The organism is Nonomuraea sp. NPDC049655 (assembly GCF_044465465.1).
GTDB lineage: Bacteria > Actinomycetota > Actinomycetes > Streptosporangiales > Streptosporangiaceae > Nonomuraea.
In genome coordinates, this window is the sequence record NZ_JBITLS010000008.1 from 280,341 (window position 1) to 296,134 (window position 15,794).

12 protein-coding genes are annotated in these 15,794 nt (G+C 73.5%); 6 read left to right on the plus strand and 6 right to left on the minus strand.

From position 1 onward, the window contains the following. Positions 1-14: 14 nt before the first annotated feature. Positions 15-3,176, plus strand: coding sequence for a hypothetical protein (locus ACIBQ6_RS26535; RefSeq protein ID WP_397215101.1), 3,162 nt, complete (start codon positions 15-17; stop codon positions 3,174-3,176). A 69-nt stretch (positions 3,177-3,245) separates the two neighbouring features. Here the strand turns inward: ACIBQ6_RS26535 and ACIBQ6_RS26540 are convergent, their stop codons facing one another. The 5 genes from ACIBQ6_RS26540 to ACIBQ6_RS26560 form a co-directional block, all read right to left on the minus strand. Continuing rightward, positions 3,246-4,685 carry a cation:proton antiporter gene (locus ACIBQ6_RS26540; protein WP_397215103.1) on the minus strand — a complete coding sequence of 480 codons (1,440 nt, stop codon included), beginning with the start codon at positions 4,683-4,685 and terminating at the stop codon, positions 3,246-3,248. A gap of 50 nt (positions 4,686-4,735) precedes the next feature. Next, positions 4,736-5,944 (minus strand): MFS transporter, encoded by a 1,209-nt coding sequence (locus ACIBQ6_RS26545; RefSeq protein ID WP_358283090.1) that lies wholly within the window; start codon positions 5,942-5,944, stop codon positions 4,736-4,738. 71 nt (positions 5,945-6,015) lie between these two features. Beyond that, complete coding sequence (hisG, locus tag ACIBQ6_RS26550) at positions 6,016-6,903, minus strand: ATP phosphoribosyltransferase (RefSeq protein WP_352349608.1); 888 nt, start codon at positions 6,901-6,903, stop codon at positions 6,016-6,018. A gap of 43 nt (positions 6,904-6,946) precedes the next feature. Next, a complete protein-coding gene (locus ACIBQ6_RS26555; protein ID WP_358283094.1) occupies positions 6,947-7,651 on the minus strand; it encodes an SDR family NAD(P)-dependent oxidoreductase in 705 nt (234 codons plus the stop codon). After that, positions 7,638-8,357: a phosphoribosylaminoimidazolesuccinocarboxamide synthase gene (locus ACIBQ6_RS26560; RefSeq protein ID WP_352349612.1), complete on the minus strand. Its 720-nt coding sequence runs from the start codon at positions 8,355-8,357 to the stop codon at positions 7,638-7,640. The genes ACIBQ6_RS26555 and ACIBQ6_RS26560 overlap by 14 nt, the downstream gene beginning before the upstream one ends. A 224-nt stretch (positions 8,358-8,581) precedes the next feature. Here ACIBQ6_RS26560 and ACIBQ6_RS26565 point away from each other — a divergent pair, with 224 nt between their 5' ends. From ACIBQ6_RS26565 to ACIBQ6_RS26585, 5 genes are read left to right on the plus strand one after another with little or no spacing between them, the layout of a single operon-like run. After that, the gene (locus tag ACIBQ6_RS26565) at positions 8,582-9,859 is read left to right on the plus strand and encodes an aminotransferase class III-fold pyridoxal phosphate-dependent enzyme (RefSeq protein WP_397215106.1); all 1,278 of its coding nucleotides are present in this window, start codon (positions 8,582-8,584) and stop codon (positions 9,857-9,859) included. Further along, positions 9,852-10,907 (plus strand): Gfo/Idh/MocA family oxidoreductase, encoded by a 1,056-nt coding sequence (locus tag ACIBQ6_RS26570; RefSeq protein ID WP_352349616.1) that lies wholly within the window; start codon positions 9,852-9,854, stop codon positions 10,905-10,907. The genes ACIBQ6_RS26565 and ACIBQ6_RS26570 overlap by 8 nt, the downstream gene beginning before the upstream one ends. A gap of 28 nt (positions 10,908-10,935) precedes the next feature. Beyond that, positions 10,936-12,759, plus strand: a complete 1,824-nt coding sequence (locus ACIBQ6_RS26575) for an ABC transporter ATP-binding protein (RefSeq protein ID WP_397215109.1) — start codon at positions 10,936-10,938, stop codon at positions 12,757-12,759. Between the two features lie 21 nt (positions 12,760-12,780). Further along, entirely contained in the window at positions 12,781-14,559 is a 1,779-nt protein-coding gene (locus tag ACIBQ6_RS26580; RefSeq protein WP_358283103.1) for an ABC transporter ATP-binding protein, read from the plus strand. Then, positions 14,556-15,041: an NUDIX domain-containing protein gene (locus ACIBQ6_RS26585; protein ID WP_358283105.1), complete on the plus strand. Its 486-nt coding sequence runs from the start codon at positions 14,556-14,558 to the stop codon at positions 15,039-15,041. The genes ACIBQ6_RS26580 and ACIBQ6_RS26585 overlap by 4 nt, the downstream gene beginning before the upstream one ends. Here ACIBQ6_RS26585 and priA read toward each other — a convergent pair. Then, on the minus strand, positions 15,038-15,775 hold the full coding sequence (gene priA, locus ACIBQ6_RS26590; RefSeq protein ID WP_358283107.1) for a bifunctional 1-(5-phosphoribosyl)-5-((5-phosphoribosylamino)methylideneamino)imidazole-4-carboxamide isomerase/phosphoribosylanthranilate isomerase PriA: 738 nt from the start codon (positions 15,773-15,775) through the stop codon (positions 15,038-15,040). The two genes, ACIBQ6_RS26585 and priA, sit on opposite strands and share 4 nt — an antisense overlap. Positions 15,776-15,794: the final 19 nt, after the last annotated feature.

Genomic DNA, 15,794 nt, shown 5'->3' on the forward strand with positions numbered 1-15,794 from the left:
CAGGAGGAACCACCGTGAGCGTCACACATGGCATGAGAACCGGGCGGAAAGGGTCGGCGCGGTGGCGCGGGCGGCTCTCGTTCGCCGCGATCGGCGTGCTGGTCGCCGCCCTGATCCCGGCGCTGGCCACGCCGGCGTCGGCCGCGGTCCCCGGCTTCTCGCTGACCTTCTCCATCGACTATCTCCGCCAGATCGAGGACCCGGACAGCGGCGGCGTCGGCGACGGCGACTACTACCCGAAGGTCAGGATCGCCGACGGCCCGCTCGAAACGGGCCCGCGCATCGAGGACGACGAGTTCGAGCCCCTCGGCCTGCCCGAGGCACCGGGCGGCTGGGTCTTCACCAAGTCCGACCTGCCCGGCGACCAGCCGACCGTGAACATCACCGTCGCCCTCTGGGACTATGACGGCGGCCTCAACACCAACGACGACCGCATGGACATCAGCCCCCAGAACGACGACCTCGACCTCGACCTCGTCTACGACGTGCGCTCGGGCACCCTGTCGGGCGACGGCGTGCAGTTCGGCACGCCGTGCGTCGACTCCCAGGGGCGGCAGAAGGGCCAGACGTGCGCCGAGGGCGACGGCGACCACGGCTTCCCCAGGGACAACGACGGCAGGAAGACCAGGATCGGCTTCACCGTCTCCACCGTGATGCCCGACACCGACCACGACGGCATCCCCGACCTCGTCGAGCTGTCCGGGATCCGCGACCGGAACGGCGGGGTCATCGCCGACCTCCCGGCGCTCGGCGCGGACCCGTGCCGCAAGACGATCGTGCTGCAGGCCGACTACATGGCCGACGCCAGGCACTCCCACCGGCCCAAGCCGGACGCGATCACCCTGGTCCGGAACGCCTTCGACGCCGCGCCGGTCAAGGCCGAGAACCCGTGCCCGTACCCCGGGACGCACCGGGACGGCGTCGACTTCGTCTACCTCCAGGGCACGCAACTGCCCGAGCAGGTCGCCATGGGCCTGGCCGACGACAGCGACTTCCGCGACGCGCGCACCGCCGACTTCCCCGCCGAGCTGGCCAGGTACGCCCATTACGCGATCTTCGCCCACGACCTCGTCGTCACCACCGCGACCGGGAGCTCGACGTCGCCGGGCACGTCGGGGCAGTGCTGCGAGCCCACCAGGGACAACAACAAGGACTTCATCGTCACCTTCGGCTCGTGGCGGACGATGTGCGTGGCCGACTTCGGCGTGGACTACGGCGGCGACGGCCGGCTCCAGACCACCGCGGCGGGCGACGACGTGGTGATCGGCACCCAGATCCACGTGGGCCCGGACCGTACGTGCGACACCACCAGCGCGGACCCGACCGACCGGCAGGTGCTCACCGTCGGGACCGGCCGGGACGACGCCGAGGTCGGCACCGTCCAGGACCAGGCCGGGACCATCATGCACGAGCTCGGGCACGCCCTGGGCCTGCGGCACGGCGGCGACGTCAACGACCAGTGGAAGCCCAACTACCTCAGCGTCATGAACTACTTCTTCCAGTCGGGCATCCCCACCGGCCCGCCGCCGCTGCTGGTCAACCAGCTCAGGGACTGGAAGATCGGCGCGATCCGGGTCGGCTACTCCAGCGGCCGCCTGCCCCCGCTCGCCGAGGGCACGCTGAACGAGTCCGCCGGCATCGGCGACGGCACCGACCACACCTTCTGGTGGACCGACAACCTCGCCAACCCCACCAGCACGTTCCGGCCGCTTCGCTCGGCCGCCGGCAACGCGCCGATCAACTGGAACGACAACACCGCCCCCGGCACCGGCGCCCCGCTCATCGACACGGGGACGGTGAACGTGGACGTCAACGCCAGCGGCGGCAGCACGACCCTGCGCGACCACGACGACTGGGCCGCCGTCAAGTACCGGGCCGCGCTCTCGCCCGACGCCAAGGGCTGGGCCTGCAGCAGCTTCCCCGTCTCCGCGCCCACGTGCAGCGGCTCGGGCGGCGAGCCGGAGAAGGAGCTCGACTTCACCGCCGCCGTACGGCAGGAGATGTCGTTCTTCAACCTCTACGACCCCGACATCGTCACCGCCAAGAGCGTCGACAAGCGCGACGCCGAACCCGGCGACACCCTCACCTACCAGGTGAAGCTGGACAACGTCGGCACCGGCCCGGCGGCCTCCGTCGGCGTGACCGACACTCCGCCCACCGGGCCGGCCCAGGCCCGCCAGGTTCCCTACCTGGGCGCCGGACGGTCCACGACCGAGACGTTCACCTACACGGTGCCGTGCGACACGGCCGACGCGGCCGTCCTGACCAACACGGCCACCGCCACCGCGACGGACACCGCCGGCGGCCCCGAGGCCGACACGGGCGACAACACCGCCAAGGCCGCCACCACCGTGCACGCGCCGCGGCTCACCCTGACCAAGACCGCCCCGGCCACGGTGAACGCCGGCGAGGCGATGATCGTCGGGCTGCGGGCGGCCAACGTCGGCAGCGGCAGGGCCACCGGCGTCGTCCTCACCGACACGCTGCCCAAGGAGGTCTACTACAGCAGCGCGCTCGACCGCGGCACCGGCCCCCGGCCCGGGACGGTCATCCGCAACCCGGACGGCACCACCACCCTGACCTGGACGCTCGGCCCCCTCGACCCCGGCGCGGACGTGTCCGTGGGGTTCACGGCCCGGCCCGGCCTGCTGTTCACGAAGGGCGCCGAGCTGCCCGACACGGCGGCCGCCGCGTACCGGAATGCCAACGGCTGCGTCTACGAGCCTGCCACGGCGTCCGCCACGACGACCGTCACCGAGGTCGCCCCGACCCGTGACCCGCGCTCGCACGGCTACTGGAAGACGCACCAGGAGGCTCGCACCGCCGAGTTCCTGGCCCGTGTCCAGGCCACCGACCAGCGCTTCGACAGCCAGGCGGACGGCGAGCTGGCCGACGCCGAGGCCGTCGCCGCGCTGTCGGCCGGCGGCCCGCAACCGGGGCCCGTCCGGTTCCAGCTGCTGGCCACGCTGCTCGACCTGGCGGCCCGGCAGGTCAACGCGAGCACCCGGCTCGACTCGCCGCTCGTCCGGCGGCTCGGGGTGCGCACGGTCGGCGAGGCGGTCAGGTACGCCTTCGCCACCCTCGCCCTGCCGCCCGGCGGCGCGGCGGCCGGGCGCTGGTCCGACACCACCTCGATGCTCGACGAGCTCGTGAACAACCGGGGCGAGGTCTACTGACCCCGCCATGAGGGCCCCGCCATGAGGGCCCCACCATGAGGACGCCGCCATGAGGACGCCGCGGCCGGCTCAGGCCGGTTGCGGCGTCCGCGGCTCGGCCCTGGCCGGGGCGTAGAGGCCGAGGCGGCGCAGGGCCGGCGCGGTCATCATGGTGGTGATCAGGGCCATCAGCACGAGCACCGTGAACGTGCCGGGCGCGATCAGTCCCATGCCGAGCCCGGTGCTGAGCACGACGATCTCGGTGACGCCACGGGCGTTCATGAGCACGCCGAGCCCGAGCGCGAGTCGCCCCGGCATGCCGCCCGCCCAGGCGATCACCCCGGCCGCGCCCAGCTTGCCGAGGACGGCGGCCACCAGCAGCACCGCCCCGCCCAGCAGCACCACCGGATGGCCGAACGCCAGATGCACGTCGGTGCGCAGCCCGATCGAGGCGAAGAACACCGGCAGCAACATCGCGCGGTTGAGCGAGCCCAGGCGTTCGGGCACCGCGCCGAGCACGGGGGCGTCGCGGGGGAAGGCCACCCCGGCCAGCAGGGCGCCGAAGATGGCGTGCACGCCGATGGCGTCGGTCGCCGCCGCCAGGGCGAAGATCAGGCCCAGGACCAGCGCGAGCGCGGCCGGAGCGGGCAGCCGGCGGGCGGCGTGCCGGGCCGCCAGGGCGGCGAGCGCGGGGCGTACGACGAGGGTCACGGCGAGGACCAGGGCGGCGGCCAGCCCCAGCGAGGTCAGCACGCCCGCCGGGGAGCCGGCGTGCGCGAGGGCGATCACCGCGGCCAGCGCGCACCAGGCGAGCACGTCGGCCAGCCCCGCGCACAGGATCGCCAGCGAGCCCAGCCGGGTGGCGGTCAGCCCGGCCTCCTGGAGGATCCTGGCCAGCACGGGGAACGCGGTGACGCTCAACGCCGTCCCGGCGAACAGGACGAACGCCGTGCCCGACGCCGACGGCCCGGCGAGCGCGTCGGCGAACGGGACCGCCGCGACCGCTCCCAGGGCGAACGGCACGGCCGTCATCGCCAACGCGGCGACCCCCACGACCACGCGCTGCCGGCCGAGGGCGGCCGGGTCGAACTCCCGCCCCACCGTGAACATGAAGACCGCCAGCCCGGCCTGGGCCAGCAGTTCGAGCTGCGGCGCGACCCAGCCGGGCAGGATCAGCGCGGACACCCCCGGCGCCAGCGAGCCCAGCGCGGACGGCCCGAGCAGCAGCCCGGCCACCATCTGCCCCACCACGGACGGCTGGCCCGCCCGGCGCGCCAGGACGCCGCCCAGCGAGGCCAGCCCGCCGATGACCGCCACAGCGAGGAACAGCCGCAGGATCGACTGGGCGGGCGGCACCCCGGCGGGCGCGGCCGGCGCCGCCGGATGCCCCGGCTGCTGCGCGCCAGGCCCGAACACCAGCAACATCGACACGCCCGCCACGGCGATCAGCAGCAGCGCGACCGCCAGGCCCCGGGCCGGGGCGGGCAGCAGGGCCTGTTCGGTGTCGTCGAGCGGGTCGTGTCCGCGCATGGTCGCACCTTCCTGCGTATCCCGCGATGGGCTCCCGGCCCTTCGCCGGGTCAGTCGGCGGCTGGGAGCGGCCGGGCCGCCCGCCGGCCGATCAGCAGCAGGGCGCCGACGGCGGCGACGATGCCGACGGCGATGACGGGGATCAGGGCCCGATAGCCGAGCTCGCTCGCCACCAGGCCGAACAGCGGGGGACCGAGCAGGGAGCCGAGGCTGCCGGCCTGGGCGATGACGCCGTTGCCGACGTCGGCGTGGTCGAGGCGCTCCAGGATGAGGGGGAGCGCGGCGAAGACCAGGGCGCCGAGGAAGCCGTTCTCCATGGAGATGACGCCCGCGCCGGTGAGCGCGCCCCCGGCGGAGCCGCCGGCGTACAGGATCCAGGCGGCCGGCACGACGAGGAAACCGGACAGGGCCAGCACGCCGACCCGTACGCCCCTGCGCAGCAGGACGCCCACCGCCAGCCCGCCGGCCACGCCGAGCAGCGAGATCACCGAGGTGAGCGCGCCCGCGGCGGCGGCCGAGCGGCCGTACTGCTCGATGAGCAGCGTGGGCAGCAGCACGATCACCGGGATGGTCACCAGCGCCGTCAGGCAGAAGGCCGCGGCCAGCACGCCCGGCCAGGTCAGCGCCCGCGCCCGGGGCACCGGCCCGGCCGCCTGCGCCGCGCCGCCGCGCGGCAGCCGCGCCCACGTCACCGCGGCGACCAGCAGCGTCAGCCCGGCGATCAGGCCGGTCCAGCCGCGCCACCCCAGCGCGTCGCCGGCCGCGCCGCCGGCCAGCGTGCTGGCCCCCAGCCCGACCGGGACGAACGTCGCCCAGACCGACAGGGCGGTGCCCCGGTCGCGCTCGTGGGCCAGGCGCAGGATCAGCGCCGGGCAGGAGATGGTGACCAGGACGTAGCCGACGCCCTCGACGCCGCGGGCGACGAGCAGCCAGGCGAAGTCGTTCGCCGCCATGCTCGCCGCGCCCGCCGCCGCGATCAGGACCAGCCCGGTGACCAGCGACCGCCCGGTGCCGAAGCGGCGGACGAGATAGCCCGCCGGCAGGCCGACCGCGGCCCCGACGCCGACCACCGCCGAGATCACCCAGCCCAGCTCCGACAGCGACAGCCCCAGCTGGGCCGCCATCGCGGGCCCGACCGAGGAGAACTTGCCGAGGCTCATCGCGCCGACGACCCCGCCGACGTAGACGAGCAGGATCGTCAGCCAGGGGGAGCGCCGCGGGGACGCCTCCGTGATCTTCGCCGCCGACCGGGGGTCCATGAGTCTCCTTCGCACTGCGCTCCGCGGGCCAGGGTTCCCACGTCCGATCTTCGCCATGCCGGCGGCGCCGATCAACCCGCTTCCCCCGTGGCGAAGATGCCGATGCCCGACTCGGTGACGTTGACGGCCCCGGCCGACAGCAGCGCGTCGATCGTCTCGGGCACCTCCCGCCTGGGCAGGACGCCCTGGAGCACGACCATGGTCCCGTCCGCGAGGTCGGCGCCCGCGCGCCACGACCGGCCCGGCATCGCGGGCACCACCTCGGCCAGCCGGTCGGCGGGGGCGCGCACGGTCAGCAGCACGTGGGCCGGGCCCACCCAGGCGGCGCGCAGCAGCAGGGCGACGTTCCTGATCACGCCGCGCCTGGCCGGGTCGGCGTAGGCGGCCGGGTTGGCGACGAGCTGCGCGCCGCAGGTCCGCACGGTCTCGATGACGCGCAGGTCGTTCTGGCGCAGCGAGTGGCCGGTCTCCACGACGTCCATCATGGCGTCGGCCAGCTCGGGGATCTTGGCCTCGGTCGCGCCGTAGGACACGACCACCTCGGCCCGGCGTCCGGCCTCGCGGAAGAAGCGGCGGCCGATGTTCGGGTACTCGGTGGCCACCCTGACGCCGTCGTCGAGGTCGGCGGCGCTGCGGGCCGGATGGCCGGACGGCACCGCGAGCACCAGCCGCCACGGCCGTTCGGTGTTCCTGGAGTAGTCGAACGACTCCACCACCTCGACCTCGGCCCCGGTCTCCTCCACCCAGTCGGCGCCGGTCAGCCCGAGGTCGAAGGTGCCGTCGCCGACGACCAGGGGGATCTCGCGCGGCTTGTAGAAGGCCACGTGCGACACGCCGGAGTGGTCCACCGTGCCGCGGTAGGAGCGGTCCGAGCGCCGCCGTACGGGCAGCCCAGCGGTCGCGAACAGCTCCAGGGCCCGCCGCTCCAGCGAGCCCTTCGGCAGGGCGAGCGAGATCATGGTTCCTCCTGACGGGCGCGGCGGGGACGGCGGGGCGGCGGGGTCACACGTGCAGCAGCCGGTCGATGCCGACGACGGGCGGCTCGGGCAGGGAGGACGGCCGCACCTCGATCTCGCCCACCACGAGGTCGTCCGGCCAGGAGTCGACGATGGTGGCCACGCAGCGGGCCACCGACCGGGTGCTCATCTTGTGCGGAGAGCCGTCGCCGTCGAGGTTGGCGATGGCGCCCGGCGAGACCAGGCAGGCGCGCACCCCGTTGCGGCGCTCCTCCAGCAGCAGCGTCTCGACCAGCGCCTTCAGCCCGGCCTTGGTGGCGCTGTAGGCGGCCCCGCCCTCGAAGTACCGCGTTCCGGCGTGGCTGCCCATGGCGACGAACATCCCGCCGGCGGCCCGCAACGCCGGCAGGACGGCTTTGAGCAGGTGGAAGCAGGCGCTCAGGTTGATCGCGACCAGCCGCTCCCAGTCCTCGGCGCGCAGGTCGGCGATCGGGTCGAGCACCCGGTCCACCGCGTTGGACACGCAGACGTCGAGCCGGCCGGCCGCGCCGAGCACCTGGGCGGTCGCCTCCGCGATCTGCGCCGGGTCCGCCAGATCGCACCTGTGCTCGCCGAGCCAGTCCTCGCCCGTGAGCGAGCGATTCAGGGAGAAGACGCGGTAGCCGCGCTCGCGCAGCTCCTCGGCGATGGCCCGCCCGCTGCCCCGGTTGCTGCCGGTGACCAGCGCGGCCGGGGTCTCATGTGATGACATCGAGGACGCGGCTCCACTGGTTCACGATCTCCTCGCCCGCCACGCCGTCCCGGAACAGGTCCTTGTCCAGCGGGGAGCCGTCCTGGTGGCGCAGGCGCATGCAGTCCTGGGAGATCTCGGAGATGACGGTCAGCCCGCCGTCGGCCGTCCGGCCGAAGATGAGGCAGAAGTCCCACACCTCCAGCGGGCGCAGCCAGGACCGCAGCACGTCGTTGACGGCGAGGGACAGCTCGCGCATCTCCTCCACCGGCAGGCCGAGCGCCCGCAGGTAGTCCTCGCCGATCGGCTGGTCCTCGGGGTCGGTCCGGTAGTCGAACTTCACGACCGGGCGCGGCAGCGGGGCCCCGTCCTCGAACAGGCCGGGGTACTTGCGGGTGGTCGATCCGGTGGCCCGGTTCTTCACGATCACCTCGAACGGCGGCGCCGGGCAGTAGTCGGCCACGTACGAGTCGGCCGAGACGCGTTCCCGGAACGCGCACGGCACGCCGGCGTCGGCCAGCCGGGCCGCCGCCCTTTCGTAGAAATCGAGCCGGAGCGGCCCGGTGCGCTCGACGATTTCATCGCGGTGGTACGTGAAACTGCGCAGGCTGGGGATTATCTGCACCAGGCACCGCCCCTCGGGCAGCAGCCACAGACGCTTACTGCGCCCGACGATATCCGGCTCGCCCCGGCCGGCCGGAGTTCCCGGATCTGATCCGTTATCCACGTCGCCTCCATCCGCCGACAATGGCCCACACAACTTGATATTGCGGGCACCTCGCTGTCAAGGCGGCGTGACCCTGGAAAAAGGAGCACTTGACGTGGCTCTCGCGGTCTTGATATGTCGTCCGCCCTTGCCCGGAGCACTGGAAGAAAGAGTACTTGACGGGTCCCGGCGACCGGACGGTACTGTCTTCAGAAATTGAAATTCCGAGCCTAATTAGAATCCCAATGGGGGGAGGATCGTTGTCGGAATATGAGCGCATAGCTCACTCGAAGATCACGCGTAAGTTCAGGTCCGCGGGGCAGCAGCTCTTGTTCTCGCGGGGGCGGCGGGGCGAGGTGTCCGACGCGAACGGCGTACCGTACATCGATTTCGTCATGGGTTATGGCCCCGTGATAATCGGTCACGCGGACGCCCAGTTCAACGAAATTCTCTGCGGTTATCTCGGCAACGGAGTCATGCTGCCGGGCTACACCACGTTCCACCAGGAATACCTCGACCGGCTGCTCGGCGAGCGGCCCGGCGACCGCGGCGCGTTCTTCAAGACCGCCTCAGAGGCGGTCACCGCCGCCTTCCGGCTGGCCGCGATGCGCACCGGGCGGCTCGGCGTCATCCGCAGCGGCTACGTCGGCTGGCACGACTCCCAGATCGCCGACTCGCTCAAGTGGCACGAGCCGCTGCACTCCCCGCTGCGGGAGAAGCTGCGCTACACCGACGGCATGCGCGGCGTCGGCGAGTCCGAGCCGGTGGCCAACTGGGTGGACCTGCGCCTGGAATCCCTCGCCGAGCTGCTGGAACGGCACCGCGGCCGGCTGGGCTGCTTCGTCTTCGACGCCTACCTGGCCTCCTTCACCACGGCCGACGTGCTGCGCCAGGCCGTCGCCATGTGCCGCGAGGCCGGCCTGCTCACCGTCTTCGACGAGACCAAGACCGGCGGCCGGATCTCGCCCCTCGGCTACGACCACGACAACGCCCTCGGCTCCGACCTGATCGTGATCGGCAAGGCGCTGGCCAACGGCGCCCCGCTGAGCATCCTGGCCGGCGACGCCGACCTGCTCGCGCTGGCCGAGAAGGCCCGGCTGAGCGGCACGTTCTCCAAGGAGATGATCGCCGTCTACGCGGCGCTGGCCACCCGCGACATCCTGGAGAAGCCCGTCGGCGACTCGCCGGACGGCTGGACCGAGCTCGGCCGGATCGGCACGCAGGTGGCCGCCGCCTTCACCGCGGCCGCCGCGGACGCCGGGGTCGAGGCCCTGGTGGGCGCCCGTCCGGTGCTCGGCGGCGGCATGTTCGAGCTCGTCTACCACGACGTGGGGCTGCTGGGCGACAAGGAGCGGCGCGAGTCGCTGCTGGCCGAGCTGGCCGGGGTCGGCATCCTGCTGCTCGAAGGGCACCCGTCCTTCGTGTGCCTGGCCCACCGCGACATCGACTGGGGTGACCTGCGCGACCGGGTGCGGCAGGCGTTCGAGGCGTGGAGCGCGCCCGCGGGGGCCGGCCGTGGCTGACCTCCTGCGCCTCGCCCTGGTCGGCTGCGGCCGCCAGATGCAGCAGAACCTGTTCCCGTTCCTGCAACGCATCCGCGGCCACCAGGTCGTGGCCTGCGTCGACCCCGACCTGTCGCTGGCCGCCGACGTGCAGTCGCTGGCCGGCGGCGCGACCTGCGTCTCCTCGGTGGACGAGCTCGACCTGGAGATGGTGGACGCCGCCGTGCTGGCGGTCCCGCCGGAGCCGTCGTACCTGCTGGTCCGGCAGCTCGCCGAGCGCGGCGTGGACTGCTTCGTCGAGAAGCCGGCCGGGCCGTCCACGCCCGCGCTCCAGGACCTGGAGCACGTGGTGCGGCGCAGCGGGCGGCACGTCCAGGTGGGCTTCAACTTCCGCTACGCCGAGACCCTGCAGCGGCTGCACGAGCTGAGCGAGGAGATCCGGGCCACGCCGTGCTCGGTGACCATCGACTTCTACAGCCGCCACCCGTCCGCGCCGCAGTGGGGGGTGGACACCACCCTGGAGGCGTGGATCCGGCACAACGGGGTGCACGCCCTCGACCTGGCCCGCTGGTTCGTGCCGTCGCCGGTCGTCCAGGTGGACGCGCACGCCATCGCCAGTGACGCCGACCGGTTCCAGATCAACCTGTTCCTGCGGCACCACGACGGCTCGCTGTCCACGCTGCGCATGGGCAACCACGTCAAGCGGTTCATGGTGGGCGTCACCGTCCAGGGCATGGACGGCAGCCGGTACAGCGCGCCGTCGCTGGAACGGGTGACGCTCGAACTGTCCGACGGCGTGCCGTACGGCCAGGAGCTGCACGCCACCCGCAACCTGGACCACGGGTGGGGGCGCAGCGGCTTCGGGCCCGAGCTGCAGGCGTTCGTGGACGCCTGCGCGCAGCGGTCGGCCGAGCCCCAGACGGGCGGCCGTCCTCCGGTCAAGGGCGTGCCGTCGGTCTCCGACGCGCTGGCCGCCTCCGCCCTGTGCGACCGGGTGATGGCCGAGCTCAACACCGCCGCGACGAACGGCCTCGGCCTGCTGACCGGGTCCGTCCGGGCCTCGGCCTAGGCCGGGCCGCCGACGAGGAGGGGGAGGAATGACCGAGCGGGCGCGACCGGCCGCGGGCGGGCGGCCGGTCGCGTCGCGGGATCCGGCCGGGTCACCTGATCCGGCCGCCACGCGGGATCCGGCCGCCACGCGGGATCGGGCCGGATCGCGGGGGGTGGGCCGGTGGATCGCCGGTCACCTGCGCCGGCACCGGCCGTCGTTGCTGCTGTTCACCGTGGCCGCCGCGGCGGCGAGCCTGTGCTCCACGCTCGTCCCCGTGCAGGTCGGCGCGGCGTTCGCCGAGGCCACCGGCCCCCGCCACGACCTCGGCGCGGTCGGGGTGGCGGCGCTGGCGGCGGCGCTGCTGGCGGCCGGCCGGTTCGTCGCCGACCTGCTGTCGAACGGCTCGATGGAGGTCGTCGCCCAGCGCGTCAAGCGGGACGTGCGCGACGAGCTGTACCGCAGCCTGCTGACCAAGCGCATGGCCTTCCACGACCAGCAGCGCATCGGCGACATCCTGGCCCGCGCCATCAACGACGCCAGGCTCGTCGACTACATGCTCAGCCCCGGGGCCGCCACCGCCGCCAACGGCGTGCTGGCCCTGCTGGTGCCGATCCTGTTCATCGCGTCGCTGGACCCGCGGCTGCTGCTGGCCCCCGGCGTGCTGGTCCTGGTCTTCGCCTACGCGCTGCGCTACCACCTGCGCCGGCTCTACCCGCTGGTCATGCGCACCCGCGAGACCTTCGCCGACCTCAACGAACGCTTCTCCACCACGCTGTCGGGCATCGCCACGGTCAAGGCCGCCACGCAGGAGGACTTCGAGCGGCACGCCCTGAGATCGGCCGCCGCCGCCTACCGGGACGCCTTCGTCCGGCGCGGCCGGGCGCAGGCGGTCTACCTGCCCGCGCTGAGCTTCGCCCTCGCCATGGTGACCGGCTCCCTGCACTCGCTCTACCTCTACTCGCAGGGCGAGCTGGCGCTGTCCCAGGTGGTGACCTATCTCGGCTGGCTGCTGCTGTTCGCGCAGCCCGTCACCATGTCCGAGCAGGCCGTGCCGGTCATCCAGGAGGGCTTCGCGGCCGCCGCGCGCATGCGGCAGATCATCGACGGCGCCCCCGGCGAGCGCGAGGACACCCGCGGCACCGCGGCCGCCGTCGAGGGCACGATCACCTTCGACCGGGTGTCGCTGCGCCACGAGGGCCGAGACATCCTGCGCGAGGTCTCCTTCCACCTGCCCGCCGGCCGCACCCTCGCCGTCGTCGGCCCCACCGGCAGCGGCAAGAGCATGCTGATCAAACTGGTCAACCGCATGTACGACGCCACCGAGGGCCGGGTGCTGATCGACGGCCGGGACGTGCGCGAGTGGGAGCCCGGCGCGCTGCGCCGCCAGATCGGCCACGTGGACCAGGAGATCTTCCTGTTCTCCAAGAGCGTGCTGGACAACATCGCCTTCGGCGCCCCGCACGCCGCCGGGTACGAGGACGTCCTGCGCGTCGCCAAGCAGGCGTGCGCGGACGAGTTCGTCCAGGGGATGGCCGACGGTTACGCCACCGTGCTCAACGAGGGCGGCACGACGCTGTCCGGCGGGCAGCGGCAGCGGCTGGCCATCGCCAGGGCCCTGCTGACCGAGCCGCGCATCCTCACCCTCGACGACGCGACCAGCGCCGTGGACGCCCGTACCGAATCGGCGATCACCGAGGCGATCGAGCGCGCGACGGCGGGCCGCACGACGGTGCTGGTCTCGCACCGCCCCGGCCAGATCCGCCGCGCCGACCTCATCCTGCTGCTGGACGGCGGCCGGGTCGTAGACCAGGGCTCGCACGACGAACTGATGGCGCGCTGCGCGCTCTACCGGGAGATCTACAGTGGCTGACGCCCAGGATCGGCGGCGCCCGTGAGCGACCTGTTCGCGGGCCTGCACGCCGACGCCTACGACCGCGTGTACGGCAACCGCCGCCTGCTGGCCCGCATCCTGCGGCAGCTGCGCGCCCACCGCGCCGGCATGATCGGCTCGGCCCTGCTCGTCGCGGGCTCGGTGCTGCTGACCGCCTCCGTGCCGATCGTCGTCTCCCGCCTGATCGACCAGGCCGGCGGCGGCAGCGGCCCCGGCCTGCTGCTGTGCCTGTTCGTGGTCGCGGCGGCGGTGCTGGCCTGGGCGATGAACTGGGCCCGCCAGGCGATCACCGCGCGGCTGGTGGGCGGCATGGTCTACCGGCTGCAGTGCGAGGCCGCCGACGCCGCGCTCGCCAAGGACGTCGCCTTCTACGACGAGAACTCGGTCGGCAAGGTGCTCAGCCGGGTCACCGGCGACACCGAGGGCTTCGGCTCGGTGCTCACCCTCACCCTCAACCTGATCAGCCAGCTCTTCCTGGTGGTGCTGCTCGGCGGCGTGGTGTTCTGGATCGACCCCGGCCTCGGCCTGGTCATCCTGGCGGCGCTGCCGTTCCTGCTGGGCACCGCCCTGGCCTTCCGCCGGGTGGCCCGCACGGCGGCGGCCGCCACGCGGCGGGTGATGGCCAAGGTCAACGCCAACGTGCACGAGACCATGCTCGGCATCGCGGTCGCCAAGAGCTTCGGCCGCGAGCGGGCCGTCCACGACGACTTCGACGACGTCAACCGGCTGTCGTACCGGGTCTACGTCCGGCAGGGGCTCATCTACGCGGTCATCCTGCCGGTCCTGACGCTGCTGGCGGGCCTGGCCACGGCGGTCGTGCTGTACCAGGGCGGGCGGTTCGCGGCGATCGGCAGGCTTTCGGCGGGCGAGTGGTACTTCGCCCTTCAGGCGCTCGGCATGCTCTGGCAGCCGGTCACCCAGGCCGCCTCGTTCTGGAGCCTGTTCCAGCAGGGGCTGGCCGCCGCCGAGCGGGTGTTCGCGCTGATCGACAGCGACCACGCCGTCGTCCAGAGCGGCAACGAGCCGGTGACCGAGCTGACCGGCGCGATCGAGGCGCGCGGCCTGCACTTCCGGTACGGCTCCGGCGCCGCCGTGTTCCGCGACTTCGACGTGCGCCTCGCCGCCCGCGAGACGGTGGCGGTCGTCGGGCACACCGGCGGCGGCAAGTCCACGCTGGCCAAGCTGATCGCCCGCGCCTACGACTTCCAGGGCGGCGAGCTGCTGGTGGACGGCCGCGACATCCGCACCCTGGACCTGCGGGCCTACCGGCGGCGGGTGGGCGTCGTCCCGCAGCACCCGTTCATCTTCGCCGGCACGCTCGCCGAGAACATCGCCTACGGCCGCCCCGGCGCCGGCCGCGACGACGTCGTCCGGGCCGTCGAGCGGATCGGCCACCGCGTGTGGGACCGCAGCATGCCGATGTCCCTGGACGACCGCCTGGCCGCCGGCGGTCAGGGCGTGTCGGTCGGGCAGCGGCAGCTCATCGCCCTGGCCAGGATGTTCGTCCGCGAGCCGGACATCCTGCTACTGGACGAGCCGACCGCCAGCGTCGACCCGCTGACCGAGCGCGGCATCCAGGACGCGCTGGCCCGGCTGTGCGCGGGCCGCACGGTCGTGGTGATCGCCCACCGGCTGTCCACCATCCGGCGCGCCGACCGCGTCCTCGTGCTGCACGGCGGCGAGATCGCCGAGCAGGGCCGGTTCGACGAGCTGCTGCGCCGCGACGGCCCGTTCGCCGAGCTCTACGCCACCTACTACGCGCACCAGGAGACCGCATGACCTGCGCCCCCCATCCGGCGGAGTTCGAGCCGATCCAGCGGGAGGCGTCCGCCACGGGCGTGCGCTGCGTGGTCGGCGCCGTGCTGTTCAACCCGCTCGGCGAGGTGTTCCTGCAACGGCGGGCGGCCCACGTGCGGCTCTTCCCCGGCTGCTGGGACATCGTCGGCGGGCACGTCGAGCGGGGCGAGACGCTGTGCGCGGCGCTGGCCAGGGAGATCGCGGAGGAGACCGGCTGGCGGCTGCTGCGGGTGGGCGGCCTGGTGGACGTCTTCGACTGGACCGGCGGCGACGGCGGCCTGCGCCGCGAGATCGACGTGCTGGCCACGGTCGAGGGCGACCTGACCCGGCCCGCGATCGAGCAGGACAAGTTCGACGAGGCCCGCTGGCTGGACGGCGACGCCCTGCGCCGCCTGGCCGCCGAGTCGCCCGGCTCGGGCATGGTCGAGCTGGCCCTGCGCGCGCTGGCCATGCGGCCGGTCTAGGACTCCGGTTTGCGTACCGCGTCCAGGGCCTGTCGCAGGGTGAACCGGCCGGCGTACAGCGCCTTGCCCACGACCACGCCCTCGACGCCGAGCGGGGTCAGGGAGGAGACGGCGCGCAGGTCGTCCAGGCTGGAGACGCCGCCGGAGGCGACGACGGGCCGGCCGGTGGCGGCGCAGACGTCGCGCAGCAGCTTCAGGTTGGGGCCGCCGAGGGTGCCGTCCCTGGCGATGTCGGTGACGACGTACCGGGCGCAGCCGGCCGCGTCGAGGCGGGCCAGGGTCTCGTACAGCTCGCCGGCGTCGCGGGTCCAGCCGTGGCTGCGTACGGTGGTGCCCCAGACGTCCAGCTCGACGGCCACCCGGTCGCCGTGCCGGGCGATGACCTCCGCCACCCACGCAGGACGCTCCAGCGCGCCGGTGCCGAGCACCACCCGGCCGCAGCCGGTGGCCAGCGCCGCCGCCAGGCTCGCGTCGTCGCGCACGCCGCCGCACAGCTCGACCGGGATGTCCAGGGCGCCGACGACCTCGGCGATCCGCGCCCGGTTGGAGCCGGTGCCGAAGGCGGCGTCCAGGTCCACCAGGTGCACCCAGTCGGCGCCCGCGTCCTGCCAGGCCAGCGCCGCGTCGAGCGGGTCGCCGTACCAGGTCTCGGATCCGGACTCGCCGCGCAGCAGGCGGACGGCCCGGCCGCCGCGCACGTCTACGGCGGGCAGGAGGGTCAGGCATGTGGACACTCGTCGTTTCCTCTCCCGT

What these genes read in the sequence shown, in the direction of transcription:
- ACIBQ6_RS26540 (WP_397215103.1), bottom strand. Translation starts at nt 4,685, where the DNA reads ATGCGCGGACACGACCCGCTCGACGACACCGAACAGGCCCTGCTGCCC.
- ACIBQ6_RS26545 (WP_358283090.1), bottom strand. Translation starts at nt 5,944, where the DNA reads ATGGACCCCCGGTCGGCGGCGAAGATCACGGAGGCGTCCCCGCGGCGC.
- hisG (WP_352349608.1), bottom strand. Translation starts at nt 6,903, where the DNA reads ATGATCTCGCTCGCCCTGCCGAAGGGCTCGCTGGAGCGGCGGGCCCTG.
- ACIBQ6_RS26555 (WP_358283094.1), bottom strand. Translation starts at nt 7,651, where the DNA reads ATGTCATCACATGAGACCCCGGCCGCGCTGGTCACCGGCAGCAACCGG.
- ACIBQ6_RS26565 (WP_397215106.1), top strand. Translation starts at nt 8,582, where the DNA reads ATGGGGGGAGGATCGTTGTCGGAATATGAGCGCATAGCTCACTCGAAG.
- ACIBQ6_RS26575 (WP_397215109.1), top strand. Translation starts at nt 10,936, where the DNA reads ATGACCGAGCGGGCGCGACCGGCCGCGGGCGGGCGGCCGGTCGCGTCG.
- ACIBQ6_RS26585 (WP_358283105.1), top strand. Translation starts at nt 14,556, where the DNA reads ATGACCTGCGCCCCCCATCCGGCGGAGTTCGAGCCGATCCAGCGGGAG.